This window comes from Actinokineospora sp. NPDC004072 (assembly GCF_053604195.1).
Map to the genome: position 1 here is coordinate 182,470 of NZ_JBSGHB010000001.1, position 19,159 is coordinate 201,628.

The following is a 19,159-nucleotide window of genomic DNA, read 5'->3' on the forward strand; positions in this document are numbered from 1 at the left end:
GTCCGGGGTGCGCCCGCTGACCGGCTCGTCACGGGGGCGGTCGTACGCTGGGGGCGTGGTAGTCCCCACCGAGGTCCCTGCGGCCGATCGACCTGGTTCTGCCCCCGGGCCTCGGGGGCTGGTGCTCGCGCGCGTCGCGGCCGCACTGGCAGGCGGGGCCGCGGTGTACCTCGCGTTCCCGCCGCGGACGCTGTGGTGGCTGGCCCCGCTGGGGTTCGCGGTGCTGGGGGTGCTGCTGCGCGGCGCCCGCGCCCGCGCCGGGTTCGGGTACGGGGTCGTGTTCGGGCTCGGGATGATGGTGCCGCTGCTGGCCTGGACCGGGGAGTTCGTCGGGCTGGTGGCCTGGCTGCCGCTGGCCGGGGTCGAGGCCCTGCTCGTCGGCGCGTCGACCGCGGCGATCGCCGTCGTCGGGCGGCTGCCGGGGTGGCCGGTGTGGGCGGCGCTGCTGTGGACGGCCGGGGAGGCGCTGCGCGCGGTTTTCCCCTTCGGCGGGTTCCCCTGGGCCAAGGTCGCCTTCAGCCAGCCCGAGGGCTGGTACCTGCCGCTGGCCGCGCTCGGCGGCACACCGCTGGTCGCGGCCGCGGTGACGCTCACCGGCTTCGCGCTGGCCGCGCTCGTCGGCAGGCCCCGCCGCCCGCGCGCCGCGGCGCTGCTGGTGCTCGCCGCGGTCGGGCCGCTGGCCGCCGGGCTGGCCTACACGCCGCTGGTGGGCACCGAGCCGCAGGCCGGGGAGATCACCGTCGCGGCCATCCAGGGCAACGTGCCCCGCGCCGGGCTGGACTTCAACGCCCAGCGCCGCGCCGTGCTCGACAACCACGTGCGCCGCACCGAGCAGCTCGCCGACGACGTCGCCGCGGGCCGCGCACCCCAGCCCGACCTGGTCATCTGGCCGGAGAACGCCTCCGACATCGACCCCTACCGCAACCCCGACGCCCGCGCGGCCATCAACCGGGCCGCCGCCGCCATCGACGCGCCCATCGCCGTGGGCTCGGTGCTGGTCGACCCCGACGGGCGCCCGCGCAACACCGTCATCCTCTGGACCCCCGAGCAGGGCCCGGTCGCCGAGTACACCAAGCGCCAGCTCCAGCCCTTCGGCGAGACCATGCCCATGCGCGAGTTCTTCCGCCTGTTCACCGACTACGTCGACCGGGCCAACAACTTCCGTGCCGGGCAGGCCCCGAGCATCTTCACCGTCGACGACATCCGCCTGGCCGTGGCCACCTGCTACGAGGTCGCCTTCGACGACGTCGTGCGCGAGAACGTCGCCCTCGGCGCCAACCTGCTGGCCGTGCCGACCAACAACGCCACCTTCGGCCGCACCGAGATGACCTACCAGCAGCTGGCGATGGACCGGGTGCGCGCCGTCGAGCACGGGCGGGCCGTGGTGGTGGCCGCCACCTCCGGGGTGTCGGCGATCGTCGCCCCCGACGGGACGATCACTCGATCGACGGGACTCTTCACCCCGGATGCCCTGGTGGAGCGCGTCCCGCTGCGCACGGCGACTACGATGGCCCACCGACTGGGTGCCTGGCCCGAGCGGGTCATGGTCGCCGCGGGCCTGGCCGCGCTGGCGGCGGCCCTGGTCGCAGGCCGCCGCGCCCGCACCGGCACCACCTGATCCGACGCCGCCGAGAGGAACTCGACCCCATGGCCGACCAGCTGCCCGACCACGGCCCGCTAGACCCCGTGCTGGTGGTGATCCCCACCTACAACGAGCGCGAGAACATCGGGCCCATCGTGGAGCGGCTGCACGCGGCCCTGCCCGCCACCCACGTGCTCGTCGTCGACGACGGCAGCCCCGACGGCACCGGCGACGTCGCCGACGCGATGGCCGCCGCCGACGAGCGCATCCACGTGCTGCACCGCACCGAGAAGGCCGGGCTGGGCGCGGCCTACATCGCCGGGTTCACCTGGGCGCTGGAGCGCGACTACGCGGTGGTCGTGGAGATGGACGCCGACGGCTCCCACGCCCCCGAGGACCTGCCCCGGCTGCTGGAGGCGCTCAAGTCCGCCGACCTGGCGCTGGGCTCGCGCTACACCCGCGGCGGCAAGACGGTGGACTGGCCGCTGAGCCGCCAGCTGCTCTCCCGCGGCGGCAACGTCTACTGCCAGCTCGCGCTGGGCACGCGCGTGCGCGACATCACCGGCGGCTACCGGGCCTTCCGCCGCCGGGTGCTGGAGACGCTGAAGCTGCACAACGTGGCCTCGCAGGGCTACTGCTTCCAGGTCGACCTGGCCTGGCGCACCATCGAGGCCGGGTTCACCGTGGCGGAGGTGCCCATCACCTTCGTCGAGCGCGTGCGCGGCGAGTCGAAGATGAGCGGCAACATCGTGCGCGAGGCGCTGCTGCGGGTCACCAAGTGGGGCCTGCGCCGCCGCGCCACCCAGCTGCGGTCGCTGCTGCGCCGCTAGAGCCCCGCACCGGTGCCCCGCTCCAGGTCCCGGACGCTGGGCACCGGTGCGGTCCTGCCGCACTGTCACACCCTCTCCCGTCCCCCCCGTCCAGTGTGGGCAGGGAACCCGGAGGAGGAGGACGACATGGCGCAAGCGCGTCGGGTGCACCCGTTCGTGGCGGTGGCGGTGGTGCTGCTGGCGGCGACGGTGCTGGTGACCGGCTGGTGGGCGTGGCTGGACCCGGCCGGGTTCGCCCGGTTCACCAACTGGCCCGACCACCGGCACTTCCTGCACGACGCCGGGGTGTTCCAGATCGGCATCGGGCTGACGATGCTGCTGGCGCTGGTGTGGCGCGACGCGGTGGCGGTGGTGCTGGCCGGGTTCGTCTTCACCAACACCTTCCACGCCTACAACCACGCGATGGACCTCGACCACGGCGGACACCCCTCCGACGCCTGGCTGCTGCTGGCGGCCTCGGCGGTGGGCGGGGTGGCGCTGGCGGTGCGGGTGCGCAGGCGCGAGCGCGCCGCGGGCTGAGCGCGCAAAGAGACGGCCGCCCGGCTGGGGGGAGTCCGGGCGGCCGTCGGTTCAGGTGGACGCAGGGCGGTCAGGCGGAGCGGCTGCGGCGGCCGCGCAGTTCGGCCAGCCGCTCGGTGAGCAGCTCCTCCAGCTCGGGGATGGAGCGGCGCTCGAGCAGCATGTCCCAGTGGGTGCGCGGCGGCTTGGCCTTCTTCGGCTCCGGCATGCTGCCGTCGATCATCTTCGACTCCAGGCCGTGCAGCCTGCACTCCCACACCGGCGGCACCTCGGCGTCGTCGGAGAAGGGGACCTCGAAGTCGTGGTTCTTGGGGCAGGCGTAGCGGACGGTTCGGCGCGGGGCGAGATCGTGATTGCGGTCAGTCTCGTAGCTGACCGCTCCCAACCTGCTACCACGAAGCACACGATCGGCCATGGCGCGTCCTTTCACTCGGCCCGACAGACAGAGCCCGGGTCTTGCTCACCCTGTGCAACGACCGTAGCGGGTGAATGATTCCCGAGTACCCGTCACCATCGCTCAGGGTGACAAGTTTCACCCGTCAACAACAGCATCCACCTTATCCACCTAGGGGATGCCACCGCGCCAGGCGCATGACGCCTCTTTCGGACAACATGCGCTCGAGATCACCCTCGCGGGGGACCGACCAGCGGGCGCCGGACGATCACGCGAAGGACAATTGCCCCTGCACGCCGCGCTCCGCGCCGAGGTCACCGAGCCGAAAGTGACGCCTGCACAACACTTGATAACGCACCGTAGCTGACGGTGCGGTCTCGGCCGGATCACGCTGCGTGCGCGTCGGGGCGGTGTCGGCGACGAGGACGGTGTCCCCCTCGCGCACGATGCGCCCGTCGACCACGCGGGCGTTGAACCGGGCCGGGAGCCCGCACCAGCACAGCACGTCCACCTGCACCGGCCGCAGCTCGTCGGCCAGCTCCACCAGCCGCGCCGCCCCGGGGAACAGGCGGCTGCGGAAGTCGCTGGCCAGGCCGAAGCAGTACACGTCGACCTGGTAGTCGTCGGCCAGCTCGGCGAGCTGGTCGACCTGGGCGGGTTCGAGGAACTGGGCCTCGTCGACGATGAGGTAGTCCACCCGCGCCCCCGCCGCCCACCGGGCGCGCACCAGCTCGCGCAGGTCGGTGCCCGCCTCCAGCTCCACCGCCTGGCGGGCGATGCCGATGCGGCTGGAGATGCGCGGCTGCCCCGAGCGGTCCCGGGACACCAGCCGCATCCCCTGGCGGCCCTGCCGGGACTGGTTGTGGTCGACCTGCAGGGCCAGCGTGGACTTCCCGCAGTCCATCGGCCCGTAGTAGAAGCGCAGGTGCCCGATGACCGGCAGCTCGCGCGGCGCGGGGGACAGCGCGTCGGTCGGGTCGGGGTCGGGGCTCATCTCGGTCACGGGCCCCGACCTTAGTCACCGCTGGTGCACCCCGATGGCGGCCCGCCCGATCACAGCTTGGCGGGCACCGGGTTGCCCACGGCCTCGATGGCCCGGCGCACCGGCACGAAGTACAGCAGCGCGAACCCGATGGCGAAGAACGCGATCAGCGACAGGATGGCGTAGCGGTAGGAGCCGGTGGCATCGGCGGTCACGGCGAACACCAGCGGGCCCAGCCAGGAGGTGGCGCGCTCGCCGACCTCGTAGACGGAGAAGTACTGGGCCTGCTTGCCCGGCGGGATCATCTGGCTGAACAGCGACCGCGACAGCGCGTTCGTGCCGCCCAGCACCAGCCCGATGCCCCCGGCCAGGGCGTAGAACTGCAGCTGCTGCCCGGCCTGGACGAAGTAGGCCAGGCACAGCACCACCACCCACACCGCCAGGCTGCCCATGATCGTCTTCTTGGTGCCGAAGACGCGGGCCAGGCGCCCGTGCAGCACGCCGCCGAGGAAGGCCACGAACTGCACGATGAGGATGGTGGTGATCAGCACCTGGTCGTCGAAGCGCAGCTCCTCGCTGCCGTACTGGGCCGAGAGGTTGGCCACCGAGGCGATGCCGTCGGTGTAGATGAGGTAGGTGCCCAGGAACGCCAGGGTCAGCGGGAAGCGGCGCGCGTCGCGCAGGGTCGCGCCCAGCTCCTTGAACCCGGCGGCGACCACCGAGCCCGAGCGGGGCGCGGCGGCGGGCGGGTGGTTGCGCAGCGCGCGCAGCGGGATCAGGGTGAACAGCGCCCACCAGATGCCGGAGGTGAGGAAGGCGATGCGCGCTGAAGCGTCCTTGTCGATGCCGATGCCCTCGCCGAAGAGCACCAGCACCAGCTGCAGGCCCAGCGCGATGCCGCCGCCGAGGTAGCCGAAGGCCCAGCCGCGGGTGGACAGCGCGTCGCGCTCGTCGGCGGTGGCGATCTCGGGGATGAACGAGTAGTAGATGGCGATCGAGGTGCCGTAGCCGATGTTGCCCAGCACGAACAGCACGACGCCCAGTTCCCAGTTGGTGCCCGCGACCAGCGCGATGGCCATGGTGACCGCGGCGCCGCCGAAGGCGAACCCGGCGAGCATGGACTTCTTGCGCGCCGAGCGGTCGGCGATGGCCCCGACCAGCGGCACCACCAGCACCTGGATGACGGTGGCGAAGGAGAGCAGGTAGCCCCACAGCGACCCGGCGGCGAACTCCAGCCCGAACAGGCCGATGTCGCAGTTGACCAGCTTGTTGGCCGCCCCGTCCGGCCCGATGCAGGGGGTGGGGCCGTTGCGGGCGGTGTCGGCCAGGGCGGCGTCCCCGGCCACGGCGGTGAGGTAGAGCGAGCCGAACACGGTGATCACCGAGGTGGGGAACACCGAGTTGGCGAAGTCGTACCAGACCCAGCCGCGCTGCTCGCGCCTGCGCGTGGCCGGATCGGTTGCCGGGCCCTGCTCCACCATGCTCACTCGCCGCCTCCGCGCGGTCCTGCCTGCGCCGGAGATCACACCGGCACGCGGGAGACTAGCGGCCGGGCCCGGCCGCCGGTCGCGCCGAGTCCCAACCGTTGCGTCCCGGCCGCACCCCCAGCACGGCCGGGACACCCGGCGTTCACCGCAGCGCGGCCAGCTCGTCGTCGGCCAGCTCCAGGCCCAGCTCCACCAGCAGCTCCGGCAGCTCGGCGTGGGCCACCACGCGGGTCTCCACCCCGCCGTCGGCGTGCCGCACGGTCAGGTCCTGGCCGTGCAGGGTGGTGGCCATGCCCGGCTGCAGCCGCTTGACCAGCAGCTTCTTGATGAAGGGGGACTCGGGTCCGGTGGCGGTGAAGTGGTGGGCGACGTCGAGGTCGACCTGGCGCAGCGGCGGGCCGTCGGTGAACTCGTGCTCGGCGGTCCAGCCCTCCTCGGTGCGGCGCACGAGCACCCAGCGGCCGCCGGGCAGCGCCACCAGCCGGGTGGCCCACCCGGCCTGGTCGACCTCCACCCCGTCGACCAGCGGCACCGGCGCCCACATGCTGGCCCCGAACCCGACGTCGGCCAGGTGGGTGCCCTCGTCGGTGTCGACCAGCAGCATCATGTGGGTGCGCGCCCCGGAGCCCTGCGGGTGCACGCGGGCGAGCTGGCGGCGCACCGGGTAGCCGAGGCGTTCCAGGGCGGCGGCGAAGAGGGTGGCGTGCTCGAAGCAGTAGCCGCCGCGGCGGCGGGTGACGAGCTTGTCGGCCACGGCGGGCAGCCGGACGCCCGGGTGGCGGCCGGTGAGCACGTCGACGTTCTCGAACGGGATGGCCGCCACGTGCGCGGCGTGCAGCCCGCGCAGCGCCTCGGCGGTGGGGGCGCCGACGTGCGGGTGGTCGATGCGCGCCAGGTAGGCCGGTAAGTCCAGGGCGTCGACGCCCCAGTCGGTGGCGGCGTCGGGGTCGTAGTCCAGTGCGATGCTCACGGGTGAGAGCTGATCACCTCCACCGCGCTGGAGGTCAAGCGCGCGCCCAGAGCCCGCGTTCGATGAGCACGTCCTTGAGCGCCTGCGGCCGGTCGGTCATGAGCCCGTCGACGCCCAGGTCGAGCAGCCGGTGCATCTCGGCGGGCTCGTCGATGGTCCACACGTGCACCTCCCCGCCGCGGCGGCGGGCCGCGGCGATGAAGCGGCGGTCGACGACGGTGAGCGCGCCGTGGCGCACCGGCACCTGGGCCAGCGGCGGGCGGGCGGACCCGGGGCGCGCGCGCCAGGCGGGCAGCCGCCCGCAGGCCCACAGCAGGGCGGTGGCGCGCATGCCCAGCGAGGTCAGCACCTGCGGCCCGGCGAGCTTGCGCACGCGGGCCAGGCGGGCTTCGGAGAAGGAGGCCACGCACACCCGGTCGAAGGCCCTGGTGCGGCGCAGCACCGCCAGCAGCGGTTCGACGGCGGAGTCGGCTTTGACGTCGATGTTGAACAGCGCCTGCGGGCACTCCTCCAGGGCGTCCTCCAGGCGGGCGATGGGCTCGCGGCCGCCGATGCGGGCGGCGCGCACGCTCGACCAGGGCAGGGCAGCGACCTCGCCGGTGGCGTCGGTGGTGCGGTCCAGGCGCGGGTCGTGCTGGACCACGACGACGCCGTCGCGGGTGGCGTGCACGTCGGTCTCCAGGTAGCGGTAGCCCTCGGCGACGGCGCGGCGGAAGGCGGCCAGGGAGTTCTCCATGCCGTGCATGTCCTCCCCGGGCACGGCGGAGTGCCAGCCGCGGTGGACGAACGCGCGCGGGTGCGGGCCGGTGAGGAAGCCGTGTGTGGGCACGTCGTCGAGTCTGCCTCAGCGGCGTGGCGGTGTGGTGCACGACCGGTGTCGGGCTAGCGTCGCGGGCATGGTGAGGGTTTCCACCCGGCGGGCGCGGCACTGCGGCTGGTGCGGGTCGGCGCTGCCGGACGCGGCCGCGGCGGGGCGGCCGCGCCGCTATTGCGGGCAGGCGTGCAGGCAGCGGGCCTACGAGCGGCGGGGCGTGGTGCAGCGCGGCGGGCTGCCCGAGGACGCGGTGGTGCTCTCCGCCGCCGAGGTCGCCGACCTGCAGGATCGGCTGTTCGCGCTGCGGTGCGCGGCCGAGGATGTGGTGACCGCGGTCCAGGACGGGGCCGACCCCGCGGAGCTGGCCGCGCTGGCCGCGGAGATCGGTTTCGCGGCGAAAGCGGCCGAGCGGCTACGCTGACGATCACCCGTCCACTACGCTACGTGCCCATGTCCCCACGGAAACGGGTGAGGGTGACCGGGTGACGGACGACTGGGCCGCTGCGGCGGCGGTACTGGCGGCCACCGACACCGGCTACGCGCTGACCGACCAGCAGGGCCGGGTGCTGTGGGTGAACCCGGTGATGGCCGGGCTGATCGGCGTGGCCGTCGAGCGCTGCGCGGGGCGGTCGCTGACCGCGCTGCTGGCGGGCGCCCCGGACGAGCCCAGCGCGGGGGAGGGCACCGTGGTGCCGCTGCCGGGCGTGGACGGCTACCGGTGGCTGGAGATCCGCTGCACCGCGGTGGACGGCGAGCGCCTGCTGTACCGGGCGGTGGACGTGACGCACTGGCGGGCGCGGGAGCTGGAGGCGGGCGGGCTGGCGGGCCGCCAGGACGAGCTGCTGCGGCTGGTGGACGAGGACCCGCTGACCGGGCTGCCCAACCGGCGGGCGTTGACCCGCGAGCTGGAGCGGCAGCTCTCGCTGGGGGCGCGCGGGGCGTTCCTGCTGCTGGATCTCGACCACTTCAAGGACGTCAACGACCTGCACGGGCACCCTACCGGCGACAAGGTGATGTGCACGCTGGCCTCGCTGCTGCGCGACCGCATCGGCAGCCGCCAGGTGCTGGGCCGGTTGTCCGGCGACGAGTTCGCCGCGGTGCTGCCGGGCATCGACGAGCGGGCCGCGGTGGCGGTGGCCGACCGGCTGCGCAACGCCATCGCCGCGGTTCCGCTGACCGGGGTGGCCGGGACGGGCCGCATCACCGTCAGCATCGGCATCGCCCCGTTCGACTCCGGGGTGTCCTGGCAGGAGGTGCTGGCCAACGCCGACATGGCGCTGTACGCCTCCAAGGCGGCGGGCCGCAACCGGGCCACGGTCTACGAGCAGGGCCACTACCAGGACACCGCGCTGCGGGTGACGGTGGTCGAGCGGGTGCGCGCGGCGCTGCGCGACGGCGGGTTCGCCCTGCACGCGATGCCGATGGTGAAGCTGGCCAGCGGCCGGGTGATCGGCCACGAGCTGCTGCTGCGCCTGGAGGACGGGCGCGAGCCCGCGCTGGGGCCGGGGGAGTTCCTGCTGGCCGCCGAGCGCAGCGACCTGGTGTGCGAGATCGACCGGTGGGTGGCGGGCAAGGCGATCGAGACGCTGGTGGAGCACCCGTACCCGGGTCTGCGGTTCAACGTCAACGTCTCCGGCCGGACGCTGGAGGACGAGGACTTCGGCGACTTCGTGCTCGACCGGCTGACCGCGGCGGGGGTGGCGCCGGGCAGGCTGGGGTTCGAGATCACCGAGACCGCGGCGGTGACCAACCTCGACGCCGCCCGCAGCCTGGCCCAGCAGCTGCGGGCCTCGGGCTGCCGGATCACCCTGGACGACTTCGGCTCCGGGTTCGGCTCGTTCGTGCACCTCAAGGAGCTGCCGATCACCGGGTTGAAGATCGACGGGGAGTTCGTGCACGGCATCGACTACGGCTCCCGGGACACCGTGCTGGTGCAGGGGCTGGTGGAGATCGCCCGCGGCCTGGGGCTGTCGGTGGTGGCCGAGTGGGTGGAGCGCGCCACCCAGGTCGAGGCGCTCTCGCGGCTGGGGGTGCGGGTGGCGCAGGGCTTCCACCTGGGCAAGCCGGAGCCGCTGTCGGCGCTGCTGTCGCGCCCGCACGGCACGTGGATGCGCCGCCCGACGCTGATGCAGGACCTGCAGACGCTCGAATCCTGATCGACGCGACCCGGCCCCCGCCGCAGGGTGTGCGGCGGGGGCCGGGTCGCGTTCGCGGGTGATTTCGGTTAGAGCGCGCTCTGCGTGCTCGCCCACTCGCGGTCGATACGGACAGCCATGACACCATCCCCCATTCGTGTCTGCGCCGCGCACCCCCCTGGCATCCGGACCCGGCCGAGTGGCCTTTCCGGTGCGGCGCGTGACAATTCTACCGCGAAACGACCTTGGTATGCCGCAATTAGAGTGACGGCGTGCGGCTGTTCGGGGGGCGCAACGCCTCGCCGACCAGATCGACCGCGCTGCGCTGCGGGTCGCGCGCGGCGCTGTTGTAGACCTGCTCGGTGGTGTCCACGCTGGTGTGCCCCACATCGGCCTGCACGTGCACCAGCTGCGCACCCGCCTCCACCGCCGTGGTCACGTAGAAGTGGCGCAGCGCGTGCGGATGCATCGCCGAGGCCACGTCCTGCAACTGCGGTCCGCCTGCGGCCGCCAACCGCCGCAGCAGCTGCCACACCGCCTGCCGCTGGTAGCGCGTCCCGCCCCGGGTCAGCAGCAGCGGGCTGTCCAGCAGCGCCCGGTCCCGCCGCGCGGGCAGCGCCCCCGCGGCGGCGTCGCGCGCCCGCAGGTACTCCCCGATCGCGGACTCGGCCAGCGCGTGCAGGTACACCACCCGCGTCTTGCCGCCCTTGCCCCGCACCCGCAGCGCCCGCCGACCCCGCGTCACGTGCAGGTCACCGCGGTCCAGCGCGCAGATCTCCCCGACCCGCAGCCCCAGGGTGAACAGCGCCACCACCGCAGCCGCCCGCGCGGTGTCCAGCGGCCCCGCCCCGCGCCGCGGCGCCGCCGCGGTGTCGTAGAGGGCGCGCACCTGCGCGGTGGTGAGGCTGATCGTGCCGGTGGTCGAATCGGCGGGCACCGCAAGCCCCAGCCGCCTGCGGTCCAGCGCCGCCGGGTTGCCCGCCACCCGGCCGGTGTCGGCCAGGTGCGTGTAGAGGGCCTTGACCGTGGCCAGCAGCCGGTCGCGCGTGGCCACCGCGGCCCGCGCCTGCGCCAGCTCCGCCAGCCACGCCTTCACCTCGCCCGAGCGCGCCTGGCACGGGTCGACCCCGCGCGAGGCGCACCAGCGGAACCAGTGCAGCCCCCGCAACCGCCCGCGCGCGGCGGGCGGCGGCCCCGCGGGGGTCTCGCGCGGGGCCGGGATGCCCAGGGCGCGGGCGTAGCGGGCCAGCGCAGCCGCCCACCCGGGCGGCTCGTCGGTGTGCCAGCCGCGCAGGTCCGCCGCGCTCACCGGCAACCCCAGGCCCTCGGCGTAGGTGCGCCGCGTGGCCGGGTTGCCGTACCCGGCCAGCCACTCGGCGATCTCGCCGAGCAGCCCCACCGGATCGGCCACCCCCGGCCACGGGCCGCCGCCGTCGGGCCGCGGCGCAAGATCGTTCGACACGCCGCGACCCTACGGCCCCCACCGCGGCAGGCGCCTGGCGAGGCGGTGTCCGCTCGCCCAGCCCCGCCCGGCCGCGGCAGGGGGCCGCCCCCGCTAGTCGCCCAGCGGGTTGAGCAGGTCGGCCTTGCCCTCGAAGGCGAACAGCAGCAGGTCGGTCATCCGGAAGGTCTGCGCGTCCGGACCCAGCGACGGCCGCCAGCTCGGCTCCCGCACGATCGAGGTGCGCGAGCCCTCCATCGCCCGGTGGAACACCTCCGCCACGATCCGCCCGCCGACCGCGCCCAGCCGCCCGCCGCCGAACTCGGCCTCGCGCAGCACGTAGAACCACAGCGGCGTGGCCTCGGCGACGGTGGCCCGCTGGGCGTCGGTCAGCCCGGCCAGGCTCGCCCCGCCGTTGCCGTCGATGATCTGCTCGCGGGTCAGCGGCGCCACCCCGAACAGCCGCGCCATCTGCTGGCCCGTCGCCAGCTCGATCATCGACGCCCGCGACAGGTTGCGGAAGGCCAGGTTGCGGGCGATCTCCGGGAACGCCGTGCCCCGCCCGGCGAAGGTGCCCGCCGGGAGCTGGGCCAGCGGGTCGACCAGCAGCGTGTCGATGCGCTTGGTCACGTTGCCCCCGCCCGGCGGCGGCGCCAGGTCCGGCCGGTCGACCTCGGTGAAGTCGTAGAGCCTGCGGAAGTCGGCGATCCAGTTCGTCGGCAGCCGGTCCACCGTCCCGGAGTTCGGGTCGTCCAGTTCGGACACCCCGCCGCCTGCGAAGTTGCCCGACACCCCGGTGAAGGTGAACAGCAGCAGCAGCGACGCGATCGGCCCCGGCCCCTCCGAGCGGAACACCCGGTTCCACTGGTAGGCCCCGCGCACCATGCTGTGGCCCATCCGGTAGGCGGCCACGGCGAACTCGATGGGCATGGTGGGCCGCCGCCCCCGGTGCGGGGACTCGAAGAACCGCCTGCCCCGGGTGAACACCTCCGAAACGATCTGCGGGTCCACCACCCGCGGCAGGAAGTCCGTGCGCAGCATCCACTGGTAGTGCTTGACCACCTGCTCCCGCGCCGCCTCGAACAGCCTGCGCTCGGCGATCCCGCGCAGCGCCAAGTGCTCCACGACCCGGTTGTGGAAGCGGATGAACGCCAGGTGCGTCTGCGCGATGACCAGGTTCTCGTCGTTGCGCGGGTCCGGGATCAGCGGCAGCCGCCGGTCGGCCAGCGTCCCCCCGGTGCCGCCCACCCGCGGCAGGTCGAACCCGGCCAGGTCGACCGCGACCCGCTCGTCCGGGAACGCCGAGGCGATCGTGGTGCCCATCTTCAGCCGCACCTTGTCCTCGGCGTAGAACTTCGCGTCGTTGGCGTCGTGGGGCCCCCGCCCGTACACCGAGTCCAGGTCGAGCGCGGGGGAGCGGCCCTGCACCAGCTCGTCGAGGGTGACGTCGCTGCCCAGCTGCGTCTCGGTGCGGTCCATCGTCAGGTCGTGGTCGACGAACTGGCCCAGGTAGGTGAACCCGGCCGGGACCGTGTCGTCCGGGTGCGCCGCCTCGGCGTCGGTGATCGCCTCGGCCAGCGCCACCCGCAGCTCCTCGGGCACGCGCGGGCCCTTGGGCCCCAGCCGCGAGAACCGGAACCGGCGCAGCTCCTCGGCGGTGGAGGGCGTGCGCGTGATCGGCGCGCCCCGGTCGTCGGTGTCGAGCACCCCTTCGCCCACGACGAAGAAACTGCTCCTGGCATGGCGATTCATCAAAACTCCCCCAGGTGAATTCCGGAGCCCGGTCGCTTTCCTCCCCAGGAAACCGGCAACTCCGCTGCATCCGAGGCTACCGGAATCCCCAACCGGCAGCCCCGGAGTTGACGAGATCTGCAACAAATTCCGATTCGCCGCAATTCGCTAAAGATCGGCCTGGCGCGCGATCCGCTCGGCATAACCGGCCCGCGCGCCCCGGTCCAGCCCGGTCAGCGCCCGCCGGTCGTCGGCCAGGGCGCGCAGCAGCCGCATCACCGGCTCCGGGGCGAGCGCGGCCAGCACGTCCCAGGCCGCCAGGTAGCCGGGCACCGGGATCTCCGCCCGCCGCGTCCGCACGCTGCGCACCACCGCCGCGGCCACCGCCTCCGGCTCCACCAGCGCCAACCCGCGCCCGGCCGGGGCGCCGCTGGACAACTCGGTGCGCACCGCGGCGGGCAGCACCGCGCTCACGCTCACCCCGCTGTCGGCGAACTCCCGCCGCACCGCCGCGCTGAGCCCCAGCGCGGCGAACTTGCTGGCGTTGTAGACCGCCATCCCCGGAATCGGGATCTTCCCCGCCATCGACGCGATCGTCACCACGTGCCCGTGCCCGCGCGCCAGCATCCCCGGCAGCACCAGCCGCAACCCGTGCAGCACCCCCCACACGTTCACATCCATCGTCAACCGCGACAACGCCTCGGGCTCCTCCAGGAACCCGCCCAACGGCATCACACCCGCGTTGTTGACCAGCACATCAATGCGCCCGTGCGCGGCCAGGACCTCGTCGACGAACGCGGCGTAGGACTCCCGCGAGGTCACATCCAGCCTGCGCCCGCGCTCCCCGGCGGGCACATCCAGATCCCCCGACCACACCACCGCCCCCGCCGCGGCGAACGCCCGCGCCGTCGCCAACCCGATCCCCCGCGCGCCCCCGGTCACCACCACCACGGCCCCGTCCAGGCCGATCACCGGGTACCTCCGCCGCATCACGCCCCGCAGCCTAGCGGCTACCGTGCGAGGTGTGGATCTGTTCACGCCCTCCTGGGCCGCCCTGCGCGCCGCCGTCGCCGACCTCACCGACGCCGACCTCACCCAACCCTCCGGCTGCGCCGGGTGGCTCGTGCGCGACCTGGTCTGCCACCTCATCATCGACGCCCAGGACGTCCTGATCACCCTGGCCACCCCCGCCGACACCGCCCCCACCCGCGACGCCACCACCTACTGGCAGGTCTCCAGCACCCCGCCCACCGGCGACGACCCCCTCGACGCCCTCACCGTCCGCCTCGCCGCCGCCTACCAGGAGCCCTGGCTGCTCAAGTTCCACCTCGACGACATCGGCTCCGCCGCCGCCCGCGCCGCCACCCTGGCCGACCCGGCCCAGCCGGTGAGCACCCGCGACCAGGTCCTGACCACCGCCGACTTCCTCGACGCCTACGTCCTGGAGTGGACCCTGCACCACCTCGACCTCATCGCCCACCTGCCCGAGGCCGCCGACCCGCCCGCGGCGGCCCTGGCCCGCAGCCGCGCCATGCTCGACACCATCGCAGGCGCCCCCTTCCCGGCCGAGCTGTCCGACACGGCCGTCCTGCAGATCGGCACCGGGCGGCGCCCCGCCACCGCGCAGGAGCGGGCCGCCTTGGGCGAGCTGGGGGAGCGGCTGCCGTTCGTCATCGGCTGACCGCCCGGGTCAGGCGAGCTGGCGGACCCGGGCGGCCTCACGGGTGAGGTGGTCGCGCTCGGGCACGCTGGTCGCGGCGCGGGCGGCCTCGGCGTAGAGGTCGGCGGCGGTGCGGTGGTCGCCCGCGCGCTCGTGGAGGTAGGCGCGCGCGGCGGCGTGGCGGGGCAGATCCGGGCTCAGCTCCGCCAGCGCGGCCAGACCGGCGCGGGGTCCGTCGGCCTCCCCGACGGCCACGGCGCGGTTGAGCGCGGCCACGGGGCTGCCGGTGATCCGGACCAGCTCGTCGTACCACTCCACGATCTGCACCCAGTCGGTCTCGGCCGTGCTGGGGGCGTCGGCGTGCAGGGCGGCGATGGCCGCCTGCGCCTGGTACTCGCCGAGCCGGTCGCGGGCCAGCGCCGCCTGCAGCACCGCCACCCCCTCGGCGATCATCGCCGTGTCCCAACGGGTCCGGTCCTGCTCGGCCAGCGGCACCAGCCGCCCACCCGGCCCGGTGCGCGAGGCGCGGCGGGCGTGGTGCAGCAGCATCAGCGCCAGCAGCCCGGCGACCTCGGGCTCGTCGGTGCGCGCGGCGAGCTGGCGGGCCAGCCGGATCGCCTCGGCCGCCAGGTCCACATCACCGCCGTAGCCCTCGTTGAACACCAGGTACAGCACGCGCAGCACCGTCGGCAGGTCGCCGGGCTGGTCCAGCGCCAGCCCGGCGATGCGCCGCTTGGCCCGGCTGATCCGCTGGGCCATCGTCGCCTCCGGCACCAGGTGCGCCGCCGCGATCTGGCGGGTCGTCAGCCCCCCGACCGCGCGCAGCGTCAACGCCACGGCCGCCGCGCGCGGCAGGGTGGGGTGCGCGCACAGGAAGTACAGGCGCAGCGTGTCGTCGACCTCGGGGGCAGGCCCGGCCGGGGGCTCGACCTGCACGGCCAGCTCCCGCCCCCGCCGGGCCGCCTCGGCGCGGGCGGCGTCGAGGAACTTGCGCCACGCCACCGCCACCAGCCACCCCTTCGGGTCCCGCGGCTGCTCCCGCGGCCAGACCCGCAGCGCCTGGATCAGCGCCTCCTGCACGGCGTCCTCGGCCGCGGCGAACTCCGCGCCGCGGCGGACGAGGACGCCGATCACCGCGGGCACCAGCTCGCGCAGCAGGGCCTGGTTCATTCCGCGGCCGCGGGCTGGTGGGCCAGGAACGGCCGCACCTCCAGCCACTCGTGGATCGGCCGCCCCCCGACCCCCGGCGCCGCCGACAGCTCCCCGGCCAGCTCGACGGCCCGCTCCCAGGACTCCACGTCGATGACCATCCACCCGGCGATGAGGTCCTTGGTCTCGGCGAAGGGCCCGTCGGTCACCGGCGGGCGGCCCTCGCCGTCGTAGCGCACCCACGCACCCTCGGGAGCCAACGCCTGCCCATCGACGAACTCACCGGTCTCCTCCAGCCGCGCGGCGAAGTCCCGCATGTACTGCACGTGCGCGTCGACCTCCTCCGGCGTCCACTGGTCCATCGGCGGGCAGTCCACGGCCGGGGTCGGGCCACCGCGGTAGTGCTTGAGCAGCAGGTACTTCATCTCGATCTCCTCCATCGTCGCGGCCCGCTCGGCCGCTTGCACCCCTGGGACGACGCCACCCCCGCATTCTCGACACCCCCGCGCCACGAGTTTCCAACTTTCTGACCGCCCCACCCATCCCAGTCCCACCCGTCCCCGCCCCGGCCTGCCCGCGCCCGCCTTGCGGTCTCAATCGCTAGTCCAGCTGTCGCTAGTCCAGCTGTGCCCTATCGACCGCCCTACTCCTCCCGGCGCCCACTCCTGTTCGCGCCCAGCCCTGTCTCGCCCGCTCGTGCCTCGACGGCTCCTGTCTCAGTCCGCTGCCTCGGCGGCTCTGCCCCTTTGCCCCGCTGCCCCTCTCTCTCTCTCCGCCCGTTGGCACCTCTCCGACCGTCTCCGCGCGCCTGGCAGTTCTCTGCCACTGGCAGTCCTCGGCCACCTGTGGCCCCTCTGTCGCCCAGAGCCCACCCCGCGCCCGCCCCCGGCTCCTGCCCCCGATGTCCAGCCTGCCGCCCAACCACCCTCTGCGGGCCAGGTTTCCGCCGGTCAACCCCTCACGCCCCCGCTCCGAGCCTCCCCGAACTACTTAGCTACAAAAGCTTCGTTCTGTAGCTAACCTAGGTTGAAGTTAGAGAACTCAAACCCTCGGTTGTGGTTGAGAAACCAAAACCATACGATGGGAGGGTGATCGACACGCTGATCGAGAAAGCGCCGCCCGGGCTGTGCGGGTTCAGCCGCTGCCGCGCCCCGCTGCCGCCGCCCGGACCCCGCGGCGGCAGGCCCGCCGAGTACTGCCCCGAACGCGAGTGGCCCGGCGGCCGCACCTGCCGACAGCTCGCCGCCGCCGAGGAAGCCCTACGCGCCGTACTGGGGGAGGAGGCGCCGGGCGGGGGAGGGCTCAGCGCCGGGGCCGCCGTGCTCGTCGACGCCGTGGACCGCGTCCTGGAGCCGCTGCGGGAGCTGCTGCTCACCACCCAGGAGATCCGCGCCACCGCCACCACCGAACTCGCCGCGGCCGACGCCCGCGTCACCGCAGCCGAAACCGCCGCCACCACCGAACGCGGCCTGCGCGAAGCCGCCGACCAGCGCGCCGAGGCCGCCCTCGCCGAAGCCCGCCACGCCGCCGAATCAGCCGACCAGGCCCGCGCCGAAGCCGACCAAGCCCGTCACGACCGCACCGAAGCCCTCGACCGCCTCCGCGCCGCCGAATCCGCCCGCACCCGAGCCGAACGCGACAAAGCCGCCGCCCAAGCCGCCGCCACCGCCGAACACGACCACGCCCGCCACGCCCAACAAGAAGCCCGCGCCGCCCACACCCGCGCCGAAACCCTCCGCGCCGACCTCGCCACCACCACCGAACAACTAACCGCCGCCCACCACCGCATCGACACCCTGCAAACCCAAGCCGACACCCTCGACGCCGAGCTGACCGCCGCCCATCACCGTGCGGACAGCGCACAGGCCCGGGCCGACGCCCTGCACACCGACCTCACCGCCGCCCGCGCCGAGCTTGCCCAGCAGCGGGCCGACGTCGAGGCGGCCGCCCGTGACCTCGCCGAACTCCGCGCCCGCAACCAGGCCCTGGCCGACACCAGCGCCCTGCACCAAGCCCGCGCCGAGGACGCGCGGGCCGAGCGGGACGCCGCCGTCAACGCGGGGGCCCGGCTGCGCGCCGACCTCGACCGCGCTCACGCCGACATCGACCGGCTGCGCGCCCAGCTCGACGCGCACGCCGACGACCTCGCCAAAGCCCGGGAGCAACGCGCAGGCTGGCTGCGCGCCGTCCGGGACCTGCTCACCAGCGGTGCCGACGCCGAGACCGCCCGCAAGCGCCTGGCCGCCATCCTGCCGCCGAACCCTCACGACCTGTCGTAGGTCAGGATCACCGTCCCGCGCTCCAGCGTGCGCGTCCCGGTCAGGGTGAACGCCGTGGGGGAGAAGTCCGCGCTGAACAGCGGCACCCCCGAGCCCGCCACCACCGGGTACACCTTGAGCACCAGCGCGTCCACCTCAGCCAGCAGCGACCCCGCCAACCGCGCCCCGCCCGCCAGGTAGATGTCGCGGCCCGGCTGCGCCTTGAGCTCCCGGATGCGCTCCACGACCCCGGAGGAGACCACCTCCACCGCCGGGTCCTCGCTCGCCAGGCTGCCCGACACCACCACCTGCTGCAGGTGCGCGTACGGGCTGGTGATCCCGATGGCCAGCGCGGGCTCGTAGGTCACGCGGCCCTGCACGCACACGTCGAAGTTCGGGTTCGGCACGTCCACCCCCATCTGCTCGCGCACGTGGGTGGGCAGGGTGTCGGGGTAGTCGGTGCGGATGAAGTCCAGGACGTCCTCGGTCAGCGGGAAGAAGTCCACCTCGTCGCCCGGACCTGCGATGAAACCGTCGATCGACATGCCGACGTAGTACACAAGCTTTCGCATACCATCTCCACTACGCTTGAACTGGTTAGACCGTAGTACTTCATCCGTAGTGGTGTCAAAGGAGAACCGTGCGCCACAACCCCACCCGCCGCGCCGCCCTGCTCGACGCCGCCATCGACGTCCTCGCCAGCGACGGCGCCCGCGGCCTCACCTTCCGCGCCGTCGACACCCGCGCCGCCGTCCCCACCGGCACCGCATCCAACTACTTCACCAACCGCGACGACCTCCTCACCCAGGTCGCCCACCGCGTCTACGAACGCCTCACCCCCGACGACGCCACCCTCGCCGCCGTCCACCACGGCCCCCGCGACCAGCACAAGCTCACCCAGCTCATGCACGAGCTCATCGACCGCGTCACCGCATTCCCCGCAGGCCACCTCGCCCTGCTCGAACTCCGCCTCGAAGCCACCCGCCGCCCCCACCTGCGCGACCTGCTCACCACCCGCATCCGCGCCGACATCGACACCAACATCACCCACCACACCGACTCCGGCCTACCCGGCGACCACACCACCGTCGAACTGCTCTACCTCGCCCTCAACTGGCTCATCCTCGAACGCCTCACCCTCCCCGACGTCTTCCCCGACCCCCACCACCTCGTCACCGAACTCGTCCACCGCCTCACCTGACCAGCG

Annotated in this window: 19 protein-coding genes; 8 read left to right on the forward strand and 11 right to left on the reverse strand. The window is 73.8% G+C overall.

Annotated features, from left to right (window positions below):
* Positions 1-121 precede the first annotated feature (121 nt).
* From lnt to ACWEPX_RS00795, 3 genes are all read left to right on the forward strand, one after another.
* On the forward strand, positions 122-1,618 hold the full coding sequence (gene lnt / locus ACWEPX_RS00785) for an apolipoprotein N-acyltransferase (protein WP_451894960.1): 1,497 nt from the start codon (positions 122-124) through the stop codon (positions 1,616-1,618).
* A gap of 29 nt (positions 1,619-1,647) precedes the next feature.
* Positions 1,648-2,412: a polyprenol monophosphomannose synthase gene (locus ACWEPX_RS00790; RefSeq protein WP_451894961.1), complete on the forward strand. Its 765-nt coding sequence runs from the start codon at positions 1,648-1,650 to the stop codon at positions 2,410-2,412.
* 126 nt (positions 2,413-2,538) lie between these two features.
* Positions 2,539-2,931, forward strand: coding sequence for a hypothetical protein (locus tag ACWEPX_RS00795; RefSeq protein ID WP_451894962.1), 393 nt, complete (start codon positions 2,539-2,541; stop codon positions 2,929-2,931).
* A gap of 70 nt (positions 2,932-3,001) precedes the next feature.
* Here ACWEPX_RS00795 and ACWEPX_RS00800 read toward each other — a convergent pair whose 3' ends face one another.
* From ACWEPX_RS00800 to ACWEPX_RS00820, 5 genes are all read right to left on the reverse strand, one after another.
* Entirely contained in the window at positions 3,002-3,346 is a 345-nt protein-coding gene (locus ACWEPX_RS00800) for an RNA polymerase-binding protein RbpA (RefSeq protein WP_451894963.1), read from the reverse strand.
* 247 nt (positions 3,347-3,593) lie between these two features.
* Positions 3,594-4,319: a thymidine kinase gene (locus ACWEPX_RS00805; RefSeq protein WP_451895254.1), complete on the reverse strand. Its 726-nt coding sequence runs from the start codon at positions 4,317-4,319 to the stop codon at positions 3,594-3,596.
* A gap of 59 nt (positions 4,320-4,378) precedes the next feature.
* Complete coding sequence (locus ACWEPX_RS00810; RefSeq protein ID WP_451895255.1) at positions 4,379-5,788, reverse strand: MFS transporter; 1,410 nt, start codon at positions 5,786-5,788, stop codon at positions 4,379-4,381.
* Positions 5,789-5,936: 148 nt separating this feature from the next.
* A complete protein-coding gene (locus ACWEPX_RS00815) occupies positions 5,937-6,764 on the reverse strand; it encodes an arylamine N-acetyltransferase family protein (protein ID WP_451894964.1) in 828 nt (275 codons plus the stop codon).
* 34 nt (positions 6,765-6,798) lie between these two features.
* Positions 6,799-7,593: a glycerophosphodiester phosphodiesterase family protein gene (locus ACWEPX_RS00820; RefSeq protein WP_451894965.1), complete on the reverse strand. Its 795-nt coding sequence runs from the start codon at positions 7,591-7,593 to the stop codon at positions 6,799-6,801.
* Between the two features lie 67 nt (positions 7,594-7,660).
* Between ACWEPX_RS00820 and ACWEPX_RS00825 the strand changes: the two genes are divergently transcribed.
* Together ACWEPX_RS00825 and ACWEPX_RS00830 are read left to right on the forward strand one after the other, a co-directional pair.
* On the forward strand, positions 7,661-7,999 hold the full coding sequence (locus tag ACWEPX_RS00825) for a hypothetical protein (protein ID WP_451894966.1): 339 nt from the start codon (positions 7,661-7,663) through the stop codon (positions 7,997-7,999).
* Positions 8,000-8,060: 61 nt separating this feature from the next.
* A complete protein-coding gene (locus ACWEPX_RS00830) occupies positions 8,061-9,734 on the forward strand; it encodes an EAL domain-containing protein (protein WP_451894967.1) in 1,674 nt (557 codons plus the stop codon).
* Positions 9,735-9,972: 238 nt separating this feature from the next.
* On the opposite strand, the gene ACWEPX_RS00835 is transcribed toward ACWEPX_RS00830, so the two are convergent.
* The 3 genes from ACWEPX_RS00835 to ACWEPX_RS00845 all read right to left on the reverse strand — a co-directional run bounded on the left by ACWEPX_RS00835 (position 9,973) and on the right by ACWEPX_RS00845 (position 13,875).
* Complete coding sequence (locus ACWEPX_RS00835; protein ID WP_451894968.1) at positions 9,973-11,175, reverse strand: tyrosine-type recombinase/integrase; 1,203 nt, start codon at positions 11,173-11,175, stop codon at positions 9,973-9,975.
* A 93-nt stretch (positions 11,176-11,268) separates the two neighbouring features.
* Positions 11,269-12,906: a peroxidase family protein gene (locus ACWEPX_RS00840; RefSeq protein ID WP_451894969.1), complete on the reverse strand. Its 1,638-nt coding sequence runs from the start codon at positions 12,904-12,906 to the stop codon at positions 11,269-11,271.
* 147 nt (positions 12,907-13,053) lie between these two features.
* Entirely contained in the window at positions 13,054-13,875 is an 822-nt protein-coding gene (locus ACWEPX_RS00845; protein WP_451895256.1) for an SDR family oxidoreductase, read from the reverse strand.
* Between the two features lie 34 nt (positions 13,876-13,909).
* Between ACWEPX_RS00845 and ACWEPX_RS00850 the strand changes: the two genes are divergently transcribed.
* Entirely contained in the window at positions 13,910-14,566 is a 657-nt protein-coding gene (locus tag ACWEPX_RS00850) for a maleylpyruvate isomerase N-terminal domain-containing protein (RefSeq protein WP_451894970.1), read from the forward strand.
* Positions 14,567-14,575: 9 nt separating this feature from the next.
* Here the strand turns inward: ACWEPX_RS00850 and ACWEPX_RS00855 are convergent, their stop codons facing one another.
* Positions 14,576-15,715, reverse strand: coding sequence for an RNA polymerase sigma factor (locus ACWEPX_RS00855; RefSeq protein WP_451894971.1), 1,140 nt, complete (start codon positions 15,713-15,715; stop codon positions 14,576-14,578).
* The gene (locus ACWEPX_RS00860) at positions 15,712-16,119 is read right to left on the reverse strand and encodes a YciI family protein (RefSeq protein WP_451895257.1); all 408 of its coding nucleotides are present in this window, start codon (positions 16,117-16,119) and stop codon (positions 15,712-15,714) included. Before ACWEPX_RS00860 ends, ACWEPX_RS00855 begins: the two co-directional genes overlap by 4 nt.
* A gap of 663 nt (positions 16,120-16,782) precedes the next feature.
* On the opposite strand from ACWEPX_RS00860, the gene ACWEPX_RS00865 reads away from it, so the two are divergent.
* Positions 16,783-17,973 (forward strand): hypothetical protein, encoded by a 1,191-nt coding sequence (locus tag ACWEPX_RS00865; RefSeq protein WP_451894972.1) that lies wholly within the window; start codon positions 16,783-16,785, stop codon positions 17,971-17,973.
* On the opposite strand, the gene ACWEPX_RS00870 is transcribed toward ACWEPX_RS00865, so the two are convergent.
* Complete coding sequence (locus ACWEPX_RS00870; RefSeq protein WP_451894973.1) at positions 17,958-18,524, reverse strand: dihydrofolate reductase family protein; 567 nt, start codon at positions 18,522-18,524, stop codon at positions 17,958-17,960. The two genes, ACWEPX_RS00865 and ACWEPX_RS00870, sit on opposite strands and share 16 nt — an antisense overlap.
* A gap of 68 nt (positions 18,525-18,592) precedes the next feature.
* On the opposite strand from ACWEPX_RS00870, the gene ACWEPX_RS00875 reads away from it, so the two are divergent.
* On the forward strand, positions 18,593-19,153 hold the full coding sequence (locus tag ACWEPX_RS00875; RefSeq protein ID WP_451894974.1) for a TetR/AcrR family transcriptional regulator: 561 nt from the start codon (positions 18,593-18,595) through the stop codon (positions 19,151-19,153).
* The last annotated feature ends 6 nt before the right edge of the window (positions 19,154-19,159 follow it).

Bases quoted from the DNA above. Each gene is read 5' to 3' on its own strand.
- ACWEPX_RS00840 (WP_451894969.1), bottom strand. From the start codon at position 12,906: ATGAATCGCCATGCCAGGAGCAGTTTCTTCGTCGTGGGCGAAGGGGTG.
- ACWEPX_RS00790 (WP_451894961.1), top strand. From the start codon at position 1,648: ATGGCCGACCAGCTGCCCGACCACGGCCCGCTAGACCCCGTGCTGGTG.
- ACWEPX_RS00800 (WP_451894963.1), bottom strand. From the start codon at position 3,346: ATGGCCGATCGTGTGCTTCGTGGTAGCAGGTTGGGAGCGGTCAGCTAC.
- ACWEPX_RS00810 (WP_451895255.1), bottom strand. From the start codon at position 5,788: ATGGTGGAGCAGGGCCCGGCAACCGATCCGGCCACGCGCAGGCGCGAG.
- ACWEPX_RS00845 (WP_451895256.1), bottom strand. From the start codon at position 13,875: ATGCGGCGGAGGTACCCGGTGATCGGCCTGGACGGGGCCGTGGTGGTG.
- ACWEPX_RS00860 (WP_451895257.1), bottom strand. From the start codon at position 16,119: ATGAAGTACCTGCTGCTCAAGCACTACCGCGGTGGCCCGACCCCGGCC.
- ACWEPX_RS00870 (WP_451894973.1), bottom strand. From the start codon at position 18,524: ATGCGAAAGCTTGTGTACTACGTCGGCATGTCGATCGACGGTTTCATC.
- ACWEPX_RS00825 (WP_451894966.1), top strand. From the start codon at position 7,661: ATGGTGAGGGTTTCCACCCGGCGGGCGCGGCACTGCGGCTGGTGCGGG.
- ACWEPX_RS00855 (WP_451894971.1), bottom strand. From the start codon at position 15,715: ATGAACCAGGCCCTGCTGCGCGAGCTGGTGCCCGCGGTGATCGGCGTC.
- ACWEPX_RS00795 (WP_451894962.1), top strand. From the start codon at position 2,539: ATGGCGCAAGCGCGTCGGGTGCACCCGTTCGTGGCGGTGGCGGTGGTG.
- ACWEPX_RS00805 (WP_451895254.1), bottom strand. From the start codon at position 4,319: ATGAGCCCCGACCCCGACCCGACCGACGCGCTGTCCCCCGCGCCGCGC.